General features: G+C 68.2%; 14 protein-coding genes. 7 read left to right on the top strand and 7 right to left on the bottom strand.

Annotation, left to right across the window (positions count from 1 at the left end):
• The first annotated feature begins 41 nt into the window (after positions 1 to 41).
• Together SROT_RS16770 and SROT_RS16095 are read left to right on the top strand one after the other, a co-directional pair.
• A complete protein-coding gene (locus tag SROT_RS16770; RefSeq protein ID WP_041407131.1) occupies positions 42 to 293 on the top strand; it encodes an arylamine N-acetyltransferase family protein in 252 nt (83 codons plus the stop codon).
• Positions 200 to 658 carry an arylamine N-acetyltransferase gene (locus tag SROT_RS16095; protein WP_187288023.1) on the top strand — a complete coding sequence of 153 codons (459 nt, stop codon included), beginning with the start codon at positions 200 to 202 and terminating at the stop codon, positions 656 to 658. Before SROT_RS16770 ends, SROT_RS16095 begins: the two co-directional genes overlap by 94 nt.
• Here SROT_RS16095 and SROT_RS08855 read toward each other — a convergent pair.
• From SROT_RS08855 to SROT_RS08840, 4 genes are all read right to left on the bottom strand, one after another.
• Positions 655 to 2097 (bottom strand): NAD(P)/FAD-dependent oxidoreductase, encoded by a 1443-nt coding sequence (locus tag SROT_RS08855; protein WP_013138685.1) that lies wholly within the window; start codon positions 2095 to 2097, stop codon positions 655 to 657. The genes SROT_RS16095 and SROT_RS08855 overlap by 4 nt on opposite strands.
• A gap of 141 nt (positions 2098 to 2238) precedes the next feature.
• Positions 2239 to 2571 (bottom strand): Rieske (2Fe-2S) protein, encoded by a 333-nt coding sequence (locus SROT_RS08850; RefSeq protein ID WP_013138684.1) that lies wholly within the window; start codon positions 2569 to 2571, stop codon positions 2239 to 2241.
• Entirely contained in the window at positions 2568 to 5087 is a 2520-nt protein-coding gene (gene nirB / locus SROT_RS08845) for a nitrite reductase large subunit NirB (RefSeq protein ID WP_013138683.1), read from the bottom strand. The genes SROT_RS08850 and nirB overlap by 4 nt, the downstream gene beginning before the upstream one ends.
• A gap of 1 nt (position 5088) precedes the next feature.
• Entirely contained in the window at positions 5089 to 5436 is a 348-nt protein-coding gene (locus SROT_RS08840) for a hypothetical protein (protein ID WP_013138682.1), read from the bottom strand.
• Between the two features lie 237 nt (positions 5437 to 5673).
• On the opposite strand from SROT_RS08840, the gene SROT_RS08835 reads away from it, so the two are divergent.
• Positions 5674 to 6300, top strand: coding sequence for a DUF4333 domain-containing protein (locus SROT_RS08835; RefSeq protein ID WP_013138681.1), 627 nt, complete (start codon positions 5674 to 5676; stop codon positions 6298 to 6300).
• Here SROT_RS08835 and SROT_RS08830 read toward each other — a convergent pair.
• A complete protein-coding gene (locus SROT_RS08830; protein ID WP_013138680.1) occupies positions 6291 to 7220 on the bottom strand; it encodes a 5'-3' exonuclease in 930 nt (309 codons plus the stop codon). The genes SROT_RS08835 and SROT_RS08830 overlap by 10 nt on opposite strands.
• Positions 7221 to 7227: 7 nt before the next feature.
• On the opposite strand from SROT_RS08830, the gene SROT_RS08825 reads away from it, so the two are divergent.
• Complete coding sequence (locus tag SROT_RS08825) at positions 7228 to 8859, top strand: amidohydrolase (protein WP_013138679.1); 1632 nt, start codon at positions 7228 to 7230, stop codon at positions 8857 to 8859.
• A complete protein-coding gene (lnt, locus tag SROT_RS15670; protein ID WP_013138678.1) occupies positions 8846 to 11260 on the top strand; it encodes an apolipoprotein N-acyltransferase in 2415 nt (804 codons plus the stop codon). Before SROT_RS08825 ends, lnt begins: the two co-directional genes overlap by 14 nt.
• 160 nt (positions 11261 to 11420) lie before the next feature.
• Here lnt and SROT_RS08815 read toward each other — a convergent pair whose 3' ends face one another.
• Complete coding sequence (locus tag SROT_RS08815; protein ID WP_013138677.1) at positions 11421 to 11765, bottom strand: RNA polymerase-binding protein RbpA; 345 nt, start codon at positions 11763 to 11765, stop codon at positions 11421 to 11423.
• Positions 11766 to 11936: 171 nt separating this feature from the next.
• Here SROT_RS08815 and mobA point away from each other — a divergent pair, with 171 nt between their 5' ends.
• Positions 11937 to 12587 carry a molybdenum cofactor guanylyltransferase gene (mobA, locus tag SROT_RS08810; RefSeq protein ID WP_013138676.1) on the top strand — a complete coding sequence of 217 codons (651 nt, stop codon included), beginning with the start codon at positions 11937 to 11939 and terminating at the stop codon, positions 12585 to 12587.
• Positions 12584 to 14641, top strand: coding sequence for a prolyl oligopeptidase family serine peptidase (locus SROT_RS08805; protein ID WP_013138675.1), 2058 nt, complete (start codon positions 12584 to 12586; stop codon positions 14639 to 14641). The genes mobA and SROT_RS08805 overlap by 4 nt, the downstream gene beginning before the upstream one ends.
• A gap of 7 nt (positions 14642 to 14648) precedes the next feature.
• Here SROT_RS08805 and SROT_RS08800 read toward each other — a convergent pair whose 3' ends face one another.
• Positions 14649 to 15257, bottom strand: coding sequence for a hypothetical protein (locus SROT_RS08800; protein WP_013138674.1), 609 nt, complete (start codon positions 15255 to 15257; stop codon positions 14649 to 14651).
• Positions 15258 to 15367 lie beyond the last annotated feature (110 nt).

Raw genomic sequence — 15367 nt, 5'->3', positions numbered from 1 at the left:
AGGCGGGGCCCGCGTCGGCGTGCGATGATTCTGCTGGGCGGATGAGCAGCCTCAGGCTTTCCTGCGCGGCTTCTTCCGTGTGTCGCAGCGAGGAATTCGACCTCGGCGCGTTCCTGGAAAGGATCGGCCACACCCCGAACGCGGAGCCGACGCTCAGCACGCCGCGCCCCCTCCAATCGGCGTATGCGACGAGCGTCCCGTGGAAGAACGTCGACATGTTCCTCGGCAGGCTCGCAACTCTTTCGAAGCCCGGAAGGTCTTCAACAGGATCACGGCCGGGCGCCGAGGTTTGACGTGCGAGGAGCACGCCACTGTGCTCGCTGCCGCGCTCAGCGCGCTTGGATTCCACGTCGAATGCCGCTCGGCGAGGGTGAGGATGGGCGCGAAGCACATCCTCTCTTCGAATCATTTCCTCTCGACGCGTCCGCGCTCGGTGTTCCGAAAGAGCCTTCGCGTCTGCAAGGCGACATTGGCGCACATGACCGAGCTGCACAACGACGTGTTGAAAGCCGAGTCCTCGGACGAGGTGCTGAGCGCGGGGCGATCACGCCGCAGGAGACTCCTGCCGTGCTGGCTGAGGACCGGGAACTGCCTGTGGCCGCAATCCGCGAGAGGCTCGAAGGTTCGGAGCGCGAAAACTCCGGGTCGTGAGCCTTAGCTCGACGCGGCGTTCGGCGGGGAGTGCTCGGGCGCCGGGGCAGGGGCGCTGTTGCCCGCCGGGTCCTTTTCTTTCGCCGCCGCCTCCGCCTGCTGGCGCAGGATCGTGTTGCGCTCCAGGAGCGCGATGCGGGCCTGGATCTGTTGATGGGTGATCGTGAGCTGGGTGCGGCTCGGCGTGATGAAGGAGACGAGCCAGGACAGCGTCGTCGTCACCCGGTTCTTGAACCCCACCAGGTAATACAGGTGGATGAAGAGCCAGAGCGCCCAGGCGATGAACCCGGCGAACTCGAACTTCCACACTTTCGCCACTGCGGAAAAGCGGGAAATCGTGGACATCGAGCCTTTGTCCAAGTACTTGAACGGCGTGCGGGGCGCGCCTTTGAAATCGCCTTTGATCATTTTCGCGGCGTGCTTGCCGCCCTGGATCGCGCCTTGGGCCATACCGGGGACTCCCGGCACGGAGGCCATGTCGCCGATGACGAAAATCTCCGGGTGGCCGGGGAGGGACAAATCCTTGTCCACGACGACCCGGCCCGCGCGGTCCAGTTCGACGCCGGTCTGCGCGGCGAGCTGCTTGCCGAGCGGGCTCGCGGCCACACCGGCCGACCACACTTTGCATTTCGTGGCGATGGTGTGCAGGTTGCCTTCTTTGTCTTTGTACGTCACGCCGTCCTGGTCCACGTCCACGACAATCGCGTCGAGCCGGACGTCCACGCCGATCTTTTCCAGATGCTGCTGCGCCTTGAGGCCGAGTTTCTTGCCCATGGGGGGGAGCACGGCGGGCGCGCCGTCGAGGAGGATGATGCGGGCGTCGAGGGCGTTGATGTTTTTGAACGCGCCCTTGAAGGTGCGGCTGGCGAGCTCGGCGATCTGCCCGGCGACCTCGACGCCGGTCGGACCGGCTCCGACGACGACGAACGTGAGCGCGCGTTCTTGCTCGACCGGGTCGCTGGTCGCCTCGGCGAGCTCGAAGGCTCCGACGATGCGGCCGCGCAGCTCCAGCGCGTCGTCGATGGTCTTCATGCCGGGGGCGAACTCGGAGAAATGGTCGTTGCCGAAGTACGACTGGTCCGCGCCCGCGGCGACCACCAGCGTGTCGTACGGGGTGGTGACGACCGTCGCGGGGCGCCGGCGCGACCCGGCGATGCGGGACACCACCGTCTTCGCCTCGGTGTCGATCTGCTCCACGTCGCCGAGCAGGACCTTTGCGTTCTTCTGCTTGGCGAGGATGAGCCGGGTCGGCGGGGCGATTTCGCCCTCCGAGAGGATGCCGGTCGCGACTTGGTAGAGCAACGGCTGGAAGAGGTGGTGGGTCGTTTTGGCGATAAGCGTGACCTCGACGGGGGCCCCGTCGAGGGCCTGGGTCACGTTGATCCCGCCGAAGCCGGATCCGATCACGACGACGCGATGTGGGGTCTGTTGGGCGGCCTGGGCCATGCGGTGCGCCTCCTGTTTGTCCGCTGCTCTCCTCATTGCTTACCACAAGAGGAGAGCACATGTCCGCCAGCGGCTCCTCGGCAGGGGGTCAAACAGGGCTTCGATCTGGGACGACAGCGCTTTGGCCCCGAACGGCGCGCCTCATGCGCCGAGCGAGACGAGGATCCTGTCGCCGTGCGCCCACGCGCTGTAGACGGCAAGCCTGCCCACGCCCTCGCTGGTGCACAACCCGCTCGCGAGGCTGAAGGAGTATTGGTGCAGCGGGCACACGACCACGCCCAAATCGACCTGCCCGTCCGCGATGGGCCCCCCCTTGTGCGGGCATGTCGCCGCAGTCGCCCGCAGCTCGCCGTTGTCCAGCAGGAACACTGCGATCTGCGCCCCGTCCACGATGTAGGTGCGGCCCTCCCCAGGGGTGAGGTCCTCGAGCGCTCCGACATCGTGCACCTCTTCCACTTGCAGCGGTCTCGTCATGAGTTCCCTCCTGCTCGCACCGGGACCAGCGGCAGCGGCACCAGCGGCAGGGCGGACTGGAACTGGGCCGGAGATTTGGGCTCGGCGCGCTCCAGCCACGGGTCGCGGTAGCCTTCCACGGACTTCTGCAGACGCGCTTCGAGCCCGTCGCAGATCCCGTCGGCGTCCTCGATCAAGCGGCGCTTGAGCTCGTCGATCCCGACTCTCGGCACCCAGGCGTAGGTCCTCTCCAGCCATTTCGCGTCCTCGCGGTAGTGCTGGATGAACCGGCTCGCCACGACGAGCACTTCCTCGGGCGAATGGACCGTGGCCAACAGGTCGCCCTTGCGGATATGGGCGCCAGCGGCTCCGCCGACGTAGATCTCCCATGTGCCGTCGCCGATGGCGACCACGCCGAAGTCCTTGCAGAGCGCTTCCGAGCAGTTGCGGGGGCACCCGGCGACGGCGAGTTTGAGTTTCGCGGGGGTCTCCAAGCCTTGGAAGCGCTCCTCGATTCTGATCCCGAGCCCGGTGGAGTCGTCGAGCCCGTATCGGCAGAAGTCCCGCCCGACGCAGGTCTTCACGGTGCGGAAGCTCTTGCCGTAGGCGTATCCGGAAGGCATGCCGAGGTCGCCCCAGACTTTGGGCAGGTCTTCTTTTTTGACGCCCAAGAGGTCGATGCGCTGTCCCCCGGTCACCTTGACCATCGGGACGTTGTACTTGTCTGCGACGTCGGCGATTTTGCGCAGCTGCTCCGGCGTGGTCACGCCGCCTTTCATCTGCGGCACCACGGAGAACGTGCCGTCCTTCTGGATGTTCGCGTGGACCCGGTCGTTGATGAACAGGGCCCCGCGCTCGTCCACCCAGTCCGGGCCCCACACGACCCGCAGCAGCGAGGCGAGCGCCATCTTGGCCCCGGCGTCCTCGCCGTTGGGGGCGAGTTCGGCGAAGACCTGCGAGACGGCGCGCAGGCCTCGGGCTTTGACCTGCTCGATGAGCTGCGCCTTGGTCAGCGGGATGCAGGGCACGTAGTAGTCCGCGGCTGGGTCTGCGGCAAGGGCGCCGCCCGCCGCGCAGGACACGATGTCGGCGACCAGCCCCTTGCAGGAGCCGCAGCCTTTTCCGGCGCGGGTTTTCGCGACGACTTCGCCGAGCGAGGTCGTGCCTGCTTCGACGCAGGCGACGATCTGGCCTTTCGTGACGCCGTTGCAGTTGCAGACCTGCGCGTCGTCGGCGAGCTCCTCGGCCCCGGTGGCGGCGGAGGGCGTGCCTATGTCGAAGAGCATGCTGATGCGTTCCTCGGGCAGGGGCACTTTGTCGTCGAAGGCTTGCGAGAGGAAGCCCACTTTGCTCACGTCGCCCAGGAGCATCGCTCCGATGAGCTTCCCGTCGCGCACCACGACGGACTTGTACGTCCCGCTCTTGGGCTCGTAGAACTGGACGAACTCGTCATCCGGGCGCTCCGGGCCCTTCACGCCCATCGCCGCGACGTCGACTCCCGCCACTTTGAGCTTCGTGGTCAGCCGCGAGCCGTGGTACGCCGCTTTCGGATTTGCTCCGGTGAGGTGGTCCGCGAGGACTGCGGCTTGCTCCCAGACCGGAGCGACCAGCCCGAAGGTCTCGCCTCGGTGCTGGCAGCACTCGCCGATGGCGTAGATCGAGCTTTCGTCCTCGCACCGGAGTTGGTCGTCCACGACGACGCCGCGTTCCACCACGAGACCCGCCGAGCGGGCCAGGTCGGTGTTCGGGCGGATTCCCGCCGCGACCACCACCATGTCGGCGGGGATCACTTCGCCGTCTTGGAACTGGACGCCGGTGATCTCGCCGTTCGCGTCGCGCAGGACCGCGGTGGTGCGGGCCGAGGTGCGCACGCCGATGCCGAGGTTTTCGATCCGAGACCGCAGTATCCGGCCGCCGCGTTCGTCCAGTTGCTGGTTCATCAGGTGTCCGGGGGAGTGGACAACGGTCACATCCAGCCCCTGGGTCTGCAGGCCGTATGCGGCCTCCAATCCCAACAGGCCGCCGCCGACGACGACGGCAGTCGTGTGGTCGCGGGCGGCGGCGAGTTCGAGCATGCCGGTGGTGTCCTTGATCGTGCGGAAGCCGAAGACGTTGCGCGCGAGCTGCCCGTCCGGTCCGCGCAGCCCGTCCATGTTCGGGAAGTGCGTGTTGCTGCCGGTGGCGATAATCAACGCGTCGTAGGGGATCTCGCGGTCGCTCTCGCAGGTGACGGTCTTGGCGAAACGGTCGATTCGCGCGGCGCGGTCCCCGGCGTAGAGGCGCACGCCGTGCTCGCGGTACCAGCTCATCGGGTTGAGGAAGAAGTCCTCGCTGTCCAAGCTCGCCTCGCCGGAGAGCACATGGGAGAGCATGATCCGGTTGTAGTTGCCGTACGGCTCGTCTCCGATCATGGTGATGTCGAAAAGGCCATGGCCGCCTCGGGCGATGATCTCCTCTGCGGCGCGGGCTCCCGCCATGCCGTTGCCGACGATGACGAGCCTGCGTTTTCCCGCGGATTGCTCCTGCGCCTCGGCCATCTCAGATCTCCATGATTCCGAAATCGACGACGACTTCGCCGACCGCGCCGGCGGGGGCCGCGATCACCAATTCGAGCCGGGAGTCCGGTTCCACGTCCTCCACGACGCGCAACGGCACATTCACCCCCGAACGGGCGCCCATCGGGAAAAGCCGCATCGGAGCCCCGTCGCGCAGGAGGGAGACGACCACGAGTTCGTCGGCGGAGTTGCCGCCGCGGAAATAGAGCGGTTGGGCGGTGACGCCCTGCGGCACCGTGTAGGCCAGGGCGGGGTCGATGAGGGCCGGCTTCGTGAGGCCTTCCCCGGTGAACGGGAAGACGCCCTGGAAGAATTTCGGGGTGCTCGCCATGTTTTCGAGGGTCGTCGTCGCTGGTGACGCGACCACTACGCCTGTGTTAGCGAGTCGTCAACAAGACCTCAGCGCCTCCTGCTCGCAGTTGTGCGGGCACATGTGCGCGCGCCTGGGCGCCAGCTGCCGCCCCAGGCGCTGCCTCGATGACTGCGCGCCGCCTCTGTGCAATAATGGGCGCAGTTCTGTCGACTAGGACGACACGCCTGGTCAAAGAGGGTGAAGGAGCTTGATCGTATGACCGGACCGTACGGCCCGCCAAACCCGTACGGGGCGCCAGGGGGCAGCCCCTACGGGCCGCCGCCGCAGCAGCCTCCCTCGCCGTATGGGGCGAGCCCGTACGGCGGCCCGCCGCCTGCGCAACCGCCCTCCCCCTATGGCGCTCCGCAGCCGTCCCCGTATGGGCAACCGCAGCAGCCGTCTGCGTACGGGCAGCCGCCGTCCCCGTACGGCGCTCCGCAGCAACCGCCGCCGTACGGGCAGCCCGTCGCGCCTCCCGGTTACGGCGCGCCGCCCAAACAGGGCAATGGCGCCACCAAGGCCCTGATTATCGTCCCGGTCGTCCTCCTCGTGGCCGGGATCGCGGGCTTTGCCGGTTTCTGGCTCTTCGGCAGGCAGAAGGTCCTCGACACCGAGCAAGCGGCGAAAGACGTGAAAAGCGTCCTGACCGCGGCGGCCCCGAACGGGTACGGCGAAACCAACATCACGGATGTCAAATGCCCGGACACGGGTTCTGACATCAAGGTCGAGAAGGACGCCACGTTCACCTGCTCGTTGAAGAAAGACGGCAAGCCGACCACGGTCAAAGCCAAGTTCAGCAATGACAAGGGCGACTACAAAGTGGGTCCGGCGGATCAGCCGTAAAGCGCTGTGAGCAGCCGTTGCGCCGAAGAGGCCGTGCCGAACTGCTCGGCGAGCCTGGCGCACCGCGCCAGATCCGCCGTCCGCGGGGTTATTGCGTCGTCCCGGTCCCACTGGACCGGCACGTCGTCACGGATGAACACCACTCGCGCCGCCCTGCGGATGTAGTCCTCTGCGGCGAGTAGGGCCTTTTGGGCTTTGGGCGGTGCGACGTCCCCGTTTTTGGCTGCTTCGAGCGTCCCGGCGAGGCTGCCGAACGCGCTGATGAGCTTCGCCGCTGTTTTCTCCCCGACGCCAGCGACGCCCGGCAGTCCGTCTGAGGGATCGCCCCGCAGCACAGCGAGCTCCGCGTAGGCAGCGCCGGCCCGCTCGGGCGGCAGGCCGTAGCGTTCGGCCACCTCAGCGGGCCCCAAAAGCTCCGACTTCGCGACCCCGCGCCCGATGTAGCGCACTCGGACGGGCACCGGTTCGTCGGCGACGACTTGGAGAAGATCTCGATCCCCAGTCACGACGACGACGTCGTCCCGGCGTTCGCGAGCCGCGAGCGTCCCGATCACGTCGTCCGCTTCGAACCCTTCTGCGCCAACGGTCGCGACGCCGGCGGCGCCGAGCAGCGCGAGGATCATGTCGACCTGAGGCGCGAGAGACGCTGGTTCCGACGCCGCGGCCCCCGGCGCGGCCAGATCTTCGCCGGGCGCGACGCGCTGCGCCTTGTACTCGGGCAAGAGATCCACCCGGAACTTCGGCCGCCAATCCAGGTCCAGGCACACGGCCAACCGTTTCGGCCGGTCGCGTTCGAGCAGCGCGGCGAGCATGTCGCAAAAGCCGCGGACCGCGTTGACCGGGCTCCCGTCCGGGGCCGTGATGGATTCGGGCAACGCGTAAAACGCGCGGAACCAAAGACCAGCGGCGTCAACCAGCATCAACGACATGGCTCTGAGTCTGGCACACTGGACTTCCGTGTCCACCGAACCCGCTGCCACCGTCTTCTGCGGCGGACGAATCCACAGCCAGACAGCCCCGGAGGCGACCGCGCTCGCCGTCCAAGACGGCCGGGTGGTCTGGCTCGGCGGCGATCGCGCGGCGCGGGAGCTGTTCCCGCAGGCGAGCCGTGTCCCGCTCGACGGCGCGCTCGTCGCGCCCGGATTCGTGGACGCCCACGTCCACCTCACGGACGCGGGCCTGGGCCTCGCCGCGCGAGAGCTCGGCGGGGCGGTTTCGCGGGACGCAGCCTTGCGCGCCTATGCCTGCGCCGCCGCGCGAAACGAAGGGCAGCTGTTGTGGTTCGGGACTTGGGACGAGTCCAAATGGGATGTGCCGCAGCCCCCGACGACCGATGAGCTCGACGCCCGAGCGCCTGGGGCGATGGTATACAGCCCCAGGGTGGACGTGCACGCCGCTGCTGCCTCCACCGCTCTTCGCGCCGCTGTCCCCGGTCTCGCCGAGGCGAGAGGCTTTCACCCGCAGGCTCCGCTGACCGGTGAGGCGCACCACCTGGTCCGCGAGGCGGCGAAGGCGTTGCTCTCGGCGCAGCAGCGCGCGAGCGCGCAACGAACCGCGCTGGAGCATGCGCTCTCCCGAGGCGTGGTGCAGGTCCACGAGTGCGCAGGGCCGCGGATATCCAGCCGGGAAGACCTCGCGTTGCTGCTCGGAGCCGAGCACCCGGTCGAACGGGTCGGCTACTGGGGCGAGGCCGTCGAGAGCCCGGAACAGGCCCGAGAGCTGATCGCGCAGACCGGGGCGGCTGGTTTGGCCGGGGATCTTTTCATCGACGGCTCGATCGGCTCCAGCACCGCATGGCTGCACGAGCCTTTCCTCTCGACGGGCGCGTGCGGCAATGCCTACCTCAGTCCCGAGGCCGTCCGGGCGCATGTGCGGGCGAGCACGGCGGCGGGCGTTCCGGCGGGTTTTCACGCCATCGGCGACGCGGCGGTGGCCGAACTCGTCGGCGCCTTCGGCTCCGCGGTGGCCGAGTTCGGGGTTCCCTCGGTCGCCAAGTGCGGCCACCGCCTGGAGCACATGGAGATGACCACGCCAGAGCAGGCCCGCCAGCTCGGCCAATGGGGGGTTGCCGCGAGCGTGCAGCCGCTGTTCGACGCGTTGTGGGGCGGGCCTGGCGGCATGTACGAGCAACGGCTCGGCGCGCGGCGCGCGGCGCAGCTGAACAATTTCGCGCAGTTCGCGGCCGCGGGGGTGGTGTTGGCGTTCGGCTCGGACGCGCCCGTCACCGACATCGACCCGTGGGCGTGGGCGCGCGCGGCGGCGAACCACCACCGGCCTGAGTCGAGGATTTCGGCGCGGGCGGCGTTTCTGGCGGCGACGCGGGGCGGTCGACGCGCCGCTGGCAGCCGCGACCCGCTCGCCGGGTCGCTTGTCCCCGGCTCGGCCGCGACGTTCGTCGTGTGGGAGGTGCCGCAGTACGCGGCTGCAGAGCCGGGGCGTGCGAACAGCTGGTCCACGGATCAGCGCACGCATCAGCCGCCGCTTCCTGATCTCGCCGCTGGGTCGCCGTCGTGCAAGATGGTCGTCGTGGACGGACAGCCGGTGTATGAAAGCTTGTGAGATCCGGGGGTTCGGGCCGTGGGCGGCGCGGACAGCGGCCTGCGCGTTGTGCGGTTTCTGTCTGTCTTTCACGTTCCCCCCGCGCGAGCTCTGGTTCGCGGCGCCGTTGTTCCTCGCGGGTTTGCTCGTCCTGCTCCGCCCGGAGCTGGTCGGCCCAAGACGGCGGCGAACCGGCCTGTGGCCTGGTTACGCTTTCGGCCTCGGGTTCTTTTTGCCGCTCTTGTCGTGGACTGGGATTTTCGTCGGCAGCGGGCCGTGGCTCGCCCTGAGCGCTTTCCTGTCGCTGTACACAGGCGTGTTCGGCTGGATCGCGGTTCGTCTTTGGCCGCTCAGGTTCGCCCCGTTTTTCATCGCGAGCGCTTGGACCGCCTGCGAGTGGTTTCGCGGCAGCTGGCCGTTCGGCGGCTTCCCATGGGGTCGGCTCGCGTTCGGCCAGGCAGGGGGCTTGCTGGCTCCTGCGGCAGCCCTCGGCGGGGCGAGCTTCCTCTCGTTCGTGGTCGCCTTCATCGCCGCAGGCGTCGCCAGGGGCGTGCCGAGGGAGCGGGCGGGCAGGGGATGGGCGGCCTTCGCGGCAGCAGCCGCCGTGCTCTCGGGCTGTGTCCTCGCCGGCAGGGCGGCGCTGCCGGACCCGGACGGCGGGCAGCGGTTGCGGGTCGCGGCGGTGCAAGGCGGGGTGCCCAAGCTGGGTTTGGACTTCAACGACCGGCCAGCGGCCGTGCTCATGATGCATGTGCAGGAGTCATTGGACTTCGCCCGCGAGGAGCAGTCGCGGGGCGGGCCGAGGGCTGCGCTCGTGGTCTGGCCGGAGAACGCCTCCGACATCGACCCCGTGCTGTACCCGTGGGCGGGCGATCAGATCACCGGCGCGGCGCGGGCGTTAGGAGCCCCGATCTTGGTCGGCACGCTCGACACCAAGGACCCGCAGGCTCCGCGCAACACGGTGCTGGTGTGGGAGCCCGGCTCCGGGCCGGTGGACCGGCACGACAAAAGTATTCTGCAACCGTTCGGGGAGTACTTGCCGATGCGCAGTTTCTTCCGGTTGTTCTCCAGCTACGCCGACCGGGCGGGCAGCTTCGTGCCCGGAGCCGGAGACGGTGTGGTGCGGGCTCCGCTCGCCGACGGCCGCACGGTCCCTGTCGGCGTCGCGACCTGCTACGAGGTGATCTTCGACCGTGCTCTTGTCGGCGCGGTGCGCGACGGGGCGCAGATCCTCGCCGTGCCGTCGAACAACGCCACCTTCGGGGACAGCGACATGACTTACCAGCAGTTGGCCGCTTCGCGGATTCGGGCGGTGGAGCTCGGCCGTTCGGTGGTTGTGTCCGCCACCACCGGAGTCTCCGCCATCATCGGTCCGGACGGTCGCGTGCTCGCCCAGTCCGGCAAGATCACACCAGCGTGGCTCGTCGCCGACGTGCCTTTGCGCTCGGGGCGCACCCCGGCCAGCGAGATGTTGCCGTGGACGGACGTCGTGCTGCTTGTGTCCACCTTCGCGGGTTTCATCCTGAGCGCGCGGCACGGTAGGCTGGCTCAGTCCATGCGAGGCTGGCCCAGCCCGCAGACCAAGCTGACGGCGAGCGGCGAGCGCTCGCCGAGAAATAGGGAGAACATGTCAGACTCCAAGCCCGACGAGGTTGCTGGGTCTTTCTCGCCGACGGGCGGGGAAGGCGGAACACGGCCAACTGGCCGGACGTTGGTGATCGTTCCCACCTACAACGAGCGGGAGAACATCGTTCGCATCCTGCCGCGCCTGTTCACGGCGAATCCTCATGTCGAAGCGTTGGTGGTGGACGACGGGAGCCCGGACGGGACCGGCGCGATCGTGGACGAGCTGGCCCAGGACGAGCCCCGGCTGCATGTCATGCACCGCACCGGCAAAGGCGGGCTCGGGTCCGCGTACATCGCTGGTTTCCGCTGGGGGCTGGAGCGGGGCTTCGCGGTGCTGGTGGAGATGGACGCGGACGGAAGCCATGCGCCGGAGCAGCTTCCGCGCTTGCTGGAGCGGGTCGACGCGGGCGCTGATCTGGTCATCGGTTCCCGGTATGTGCCTGGGGGGACAGTGGTGAACTGGCCCAAGCAGCGCGAAGTGCTCTCTCGGGGGGCGAACGTGTACGCGAAGCTCGCGCTTGGCACGCATGTGCAAGACATCACCGGCGGTTTCCGCGCGTATCGGGCGCAGGTGCTTCGCGCGATCGACCTCGACGCTGTCGAGTCGCGCGGCTACTGTTTTCAGATCGACCTCGCGTGGCGGGCGCAACGAGCCGGGTTCGCGGTGGCCGAAGTGCCGATCACGTTCACCGAGCGCGAGATCGGCTACTCGAAGATGAGCAAGGACATCATCTTCGAGGCATTCTTCAAAGTGGCCCGCTGGGGTTTCGACAAACGGATTCTGCGCCGCGGCTGACGGGGTCGGGCGCAACTGCCGATTCGGGCAAGACAACAGGGCAGGGCCGACGGCAACAGCTCTGATCCGGAAAAAGCCCCGTTCCTGCGCGCGTTTCCCACAGCCGCCCGTTGCGCCGCAATGCGAACGGTGGAGGACGAATGCGCAGGCGCGCGGCCGCTCACACCCCGGTGACGCGGCGCTTCTGCTTCAGGAAGTCGAGCCGCTCCTTCAAAAGCTCCTCGAGCTCCTCGGTCGTGCGGCGCTCCAACAGCATGTCCCAGTGGGTGCGGGGCGGCTTCTGCTTCTTGACTTCGACATTGTCGCCTTCGACCAGGTAGCCCTCTTGGCCGTTCTTGCACAACCAGGTCGGGGGGATCTCGGCCTCGTCGGCGAACGGCACGACGAACTCCTCGCCGTTCTCCGTGCGGTACTTCGCCATCCGCCTCGGCGCCAAGTCGTGGTTGCGGTCGGTCTCGTAGCTCACCGCTCCGAGCCTCGACCCGCGCAATACTCGATCAGCCATGTTCCTGCTCCTTGAGGTCGAATCTGGGGCGGGACGGCGCACCGCCCGGGTCCCTGTCCCCCAATGATACGCGAACGCGCCCGCGGAGGGGGAAATTCCCAGTTCCGGACGTGTTGCTCCGGTGAGGCGGCTTCAGCCTAGAACCGTGTCGAAGTTTGCTATAGTCCTGCAATGAGCAGTCCGAGGGACTCCTCCGCGTTTGCGCGCGCACGCGCGCCGGACAGCGCCAAGGCTGCGACCAGCACTGCTGGGATCGTCCTCGCGGGCGGCGAGTCCCGCCGCATGGGATCGGACAAAACACAGTTTGTCCTCGGCGGGAAGACGCTGCTGGCGCGCTCGTGCGATGCGCTCAGAGCGTCGTGCCAGATGGTGTTCGCCGTCCTCGGCGAGACCACGCGCCCGGTTCCGGAGGGCGTTCTCGTGCTCTCCGACGATGTTGCGGGGCAAGGTCCGCTGCGGGGCGTGGCCACAGGTCTTGCCGCCGCGCGCGGTCATGGAGCCGCGCGCGCGGCGGTGCTTTCCGCGGACCTGCCGCTCATCACCGCCGCAGTGGTCCGCGAGCTGCTGGCGGCTTTCGACGCCGACCCCGTCGAAGCAGTCATCGCAGCCGACGAGACGAGGACGCATCCGCTCGTCGGCGTGTATTCGACGGCGCTGGCCGAACCGGCCACGCGCGCGTTGGATCGGGGAGAACGCGGGATGATGCGGTTCCTCGACGCGCGCGACACCAGGAAAATAATGGTCAAAGAACCATTCGCGCTCAGCAATGTCAACACCCCGCAAGAATGGGACGCGATCGCGCGGCTACGCTCGCAGCTATGACGGACACGCAGGACGCGGCGTCGCAGAATCCCACGCCGTGGCACGAACTCGACGCATATCTCGCCCTTCCCCGGGTGTCCGCTCTGGCCGTGTCCCGCGACGGCTCACGAGTGGTGCTCGCGGTGTCCCAACTCGATGAGAAGAAAACGGCATTCGTCTGCGCCCTGTGGGAGGCAGATCCAGCGGGAGAACGCAGCTCGAGGCGGATCTCTTTCTCTGAGCGGGGCGAGTCCGCCCCCGTGTTCGCGGCGGACGGCTCGTTGCTGTTCCTCAGCTCGCGCGGTTCCGCGGAGGGAGGCCAGGACCCGCCCGTGTCGGTGTGGCGCCTTCCTGCCGAAGGCGGCGAGGCGAGCGAGGTCGCGAAATTTCCCGGATCGGCGAGCGCCGTCCTCCCGGCCGCCGCGGCGGAGACCTTCGTCGTGACCGCCGCGACGCTTTCCGGCGCGGGCGATCTCGCTGAGGACGAAAGGCTCCGCGCGTTGCGCAGGGAGAGCAAGGTCTCGGCAGTGCTGCACACGGGCTACCCGGTCAGGTTCTGGGACCACGAACTCGGGCCAGAAGCGCCCCGCCTGTGGGCGATTCGCCGCATCGGCGCCGCGCCTCTCGACCGCACTCCGCCCCCGGTCGGCTCGCACATCACCGGCGGCGGCCTGCGCGAGACGAGCGCGGACCTCGCTGGTGACGGGAGTTTTCTGGTCACCGGCTTCGTCGTCCCCGGCGAACGCGGGTCGAGCCGGTCGGTGCTGGCGCACGTCGATGTCGCGACCGGGCAGACCCGTGTGCTGCTCGACGATCCCGAGGGCGACCTCGTTTCGCCGAAGATTTCTCCCGACCGCACGCAGGTGGCGTATGTGCGCGAAAGCCTCGCCAGCCCGCAGCGAGCCCCGCGCCGCACCCTCCATCTGTTGTCGCTCCGAGACGGCAAGACGCGCCAGCTCGCGCCGCGATGGGATCTGTGGCCCAACGCCATCGCCTGGTCGCCCGACGGCGAGGCGTTGTTCGTCGGCGCGGACGAACAGGGCCGGGCCCCGTTGTTCCGGGTGGTGTTGGACAGCGCTGGAGACGGGGCAGAGCCGACGCGGATCACCAGCGACGATTTCGCGTACAGCTGCATCGCGCCGACTCAGGACGGATCTGTCTTCGCGCTGCGCTCCTCGTTTTTGCGCGCCCCGCACCCGGTGCGCGTCGCGGCGGACGGGTCGGTCGCCGAATTGCCCTCGCCTTCGCCGGAACGCGCGTTGCCGGGGACTTTGGAGGAACTCACAACCGTTCTGCCGACGGGGGAGCGTGTGCGGTCGTGGCTGGTGCTGCCCGCGGGTGCGGACAAGGCCCCGTTGGTGCTGTGGGTGCACGGCGGCCCGCTGTCCAGCTGGAACGCATGGTCGTGGCGGTGGAACCCGTGGCTTTTGGCCGCGAAGGGCTATGCGCTGCTGCTTCCCGACCCCGCGCTCTCCACTGGATACGGGCAGTCGTTCCTCCAGCGCGGTTGGGGCGATTGGGGCGGCGCGCCGTACACGGACCTCATGGCCGCGGTCGACACCGCGCTGGAGCACCCTCGTGTCGACGCGACACGCGCCGCGGCGATGGGCGGGTCCTTCGGCGGCTATATGGCCAATTGGATCGCGGGGCACACCGACCGGTTCCGCGCCGTCGTCACCCATGCCTCTTTGTGGGCTCTCGACCAGTTCGGGGCGACCACCGACGACAGCTCCTACTGGCTGCGGGAAATGACACCGCAGATGGCCCTGGCGAACTCGCCGCACCTGCACGCCGAAAACATCCGCACCCCGATGCTCGTGATCCACGGCGACAAGGACTACCGGGTGCCAGTCGGCGAGGGATTGCGGCTGTGGTGGGACCTCATGTCGCGTTCCCCGCTGGGCCCCGGGAAAGACGGGCTCACCCCGCACCGCTTCCTCTCTTTCCCGAACGAGAACCACTGGGTGCTCTCACCGCAGCACGCGAAGCTCTGGTACCAGGTCGTGCTCGCTTTTCTTGACGAGCATGTTCGTCGCGGCGGCCCAAGTCCGATCCCCGCGGTTTTATGCCGGTAGCTGCAGGTCAGGGCTCTGGCTGCGACTCCGGTTGCGGAGCGGGGGGCGCAGAGTTTTGGCTCGGGGCGGCTGGCGTCTGGTTGCCGGGGACGAGGGTCTGGTTGCCGAAACTGATGCCGCAGACGCGGGTGTAGTTGATCTGGTAGCCCACCATCTGCGCCCCGGCTTGCACGGCGAGCGAGGTCAGCTTGCTGGTGTCCGGTCGTTGCGCGAACGGGTTCGCGTAGGCCCCCACGTCCTCGGCGGCCTGGTTGACGGTGCCGGACATTTGTTCGAGGGAATCGCGCAACCCGGAGTCTTGGGTGCTGTCCTCGGCGTCTTGGAGGTCGTCGCTGACACGGTGCAGCGAGTCCGTCACTTCCGTGGCTTGTTGGCCCGCCGCCCCCACGTTCTGGACCATGCCCAAGAGGTTGGTCTGCTGGTATTGCCCTGGCAGCTGGCTCACAGTGCTGGTGAACGAGTTGAGCTTGGTCATCGCGTCGGTCAGGTCCGGGCCCAACTGTTGCAGCGACGCGCACCCGGGGTCGGCCGGGGCGGCCTCGGCCTGCGGAGCGGCGAATGACGCGCTTGCCGCGCACACGGCGAACAGCGCGAGAAAAGACGAATGTTGACTCATAGAACGAGTGAAACCTCTGGGGCTGCTGCGGCGCGAGGGGTTTCTGGGACTGTTACGCATTCGAGCCCGGCCCATGACCTTGCCGTGAGAGGCTCCGCGGGGTTGGAAAC

This window comes from Segniliparus rotundus DSM 44985 (assembly GCF_000092825.1).
Taxonomy (GTDB): Bacteria; Actinomycetota; Actinomycetes; order Mycobacteriales; family Mycobacteriaceae; genus Segniliparus; species Segniliparus rotundus.
The sequence above is the reverse complement of the archived record's forward strand: the minus strand, read 5'-3'. Positions and strand labels throughout refer to the sequence as shown.

Coding starts and splice junctions, on each gene's coding strand:
- SROT_RS16770 (WP_041407131.1), top strand. CDS start 42: ATGAGCAGCCTCAGGCTTTCCTGCGCGGCTTCTTCCGTGTGTCGCAGC.
- SROT_RS08855 (WP_013138685.1), bottom strand. CDS start 2,097: ATGGCCCAGGCCGCCCAACAGACCCCACATCGCGTCGTCGTGATCGGA.
- SROT_RS08850 (WP_013138684.1), bottom strand. CDS start 2,571: ATGACGAGACCGCTGCAAGTGGAAGAGGTGCACGATGTCGGAGCGCTC.
- nirB (WP_013138683.1), bottom strand. CDS start 5,087: ATGGCCGAGGCGCAGGAGCAATCCGCGGGAAAACGCAGGCTCGTCATC.
- SROT_RS08840 (WP_013138682.1), bottom strand. CDS start 5,436: ATGGCGAGCACCCCGAAATTCTTCCAGGGCGTCTTCCCGTTCACCGGG.
- SROT_RS08835 (WP_013138681.1), top strand. CDS start 5,674: ATGACCGGACCGTACGGCCCGCCAAACCCGTACGGGGCGCCAGGGGGC.
- SROT_RS08830 (WP_013138680.1), bottom strand. CDS start 7,220: ATGCTGGTTGACGCCGCTGGTCTTTGGTTCCGCGCGTTTTACGCGTTG.
- SROT_RS08825 (WP_013138679.1), top strand. CDS start 7,228: ATGGCTCTGAGTCTGGCACACTGGACTTCCGTGTCCACCGAACCCGCT.
- lnt (WP_013138678.1), top strand. CDS start 8,846: ATGAAAGCTTGTGAGATCCGGGGGTTCGGGCCGTGGGCGGCGCGGACA.
- SROT_RS08815 (WP_013138677.1), bottom strand. CDS start 11,765: ATGGCTGATCGAGTATTGCGCGGGTCGAGGCTCGGAGCGGTGAGCTAC.
- mobA (WP_013138676.1), top strand. CDS start 11,937: ATGAGCAGTCCGAGGGACTCCTCCGCGTTTGCGCGCGCACGCGCGCCG.
- SROT_RS08805 (WP_013138675.1), top strand. CDS start 12,584: ATGACGGACACGCAGGACGCGGCGTCGCAGAATCCCACGCCGTGGCAC.
- SROT_RS08800 (WP_013138674.1), bottom strand. CDS start 15,257: ATGAGTCAACATTCGTCTTTTCTCGCGCTGTTCGCCGTGTGCGCGGCA.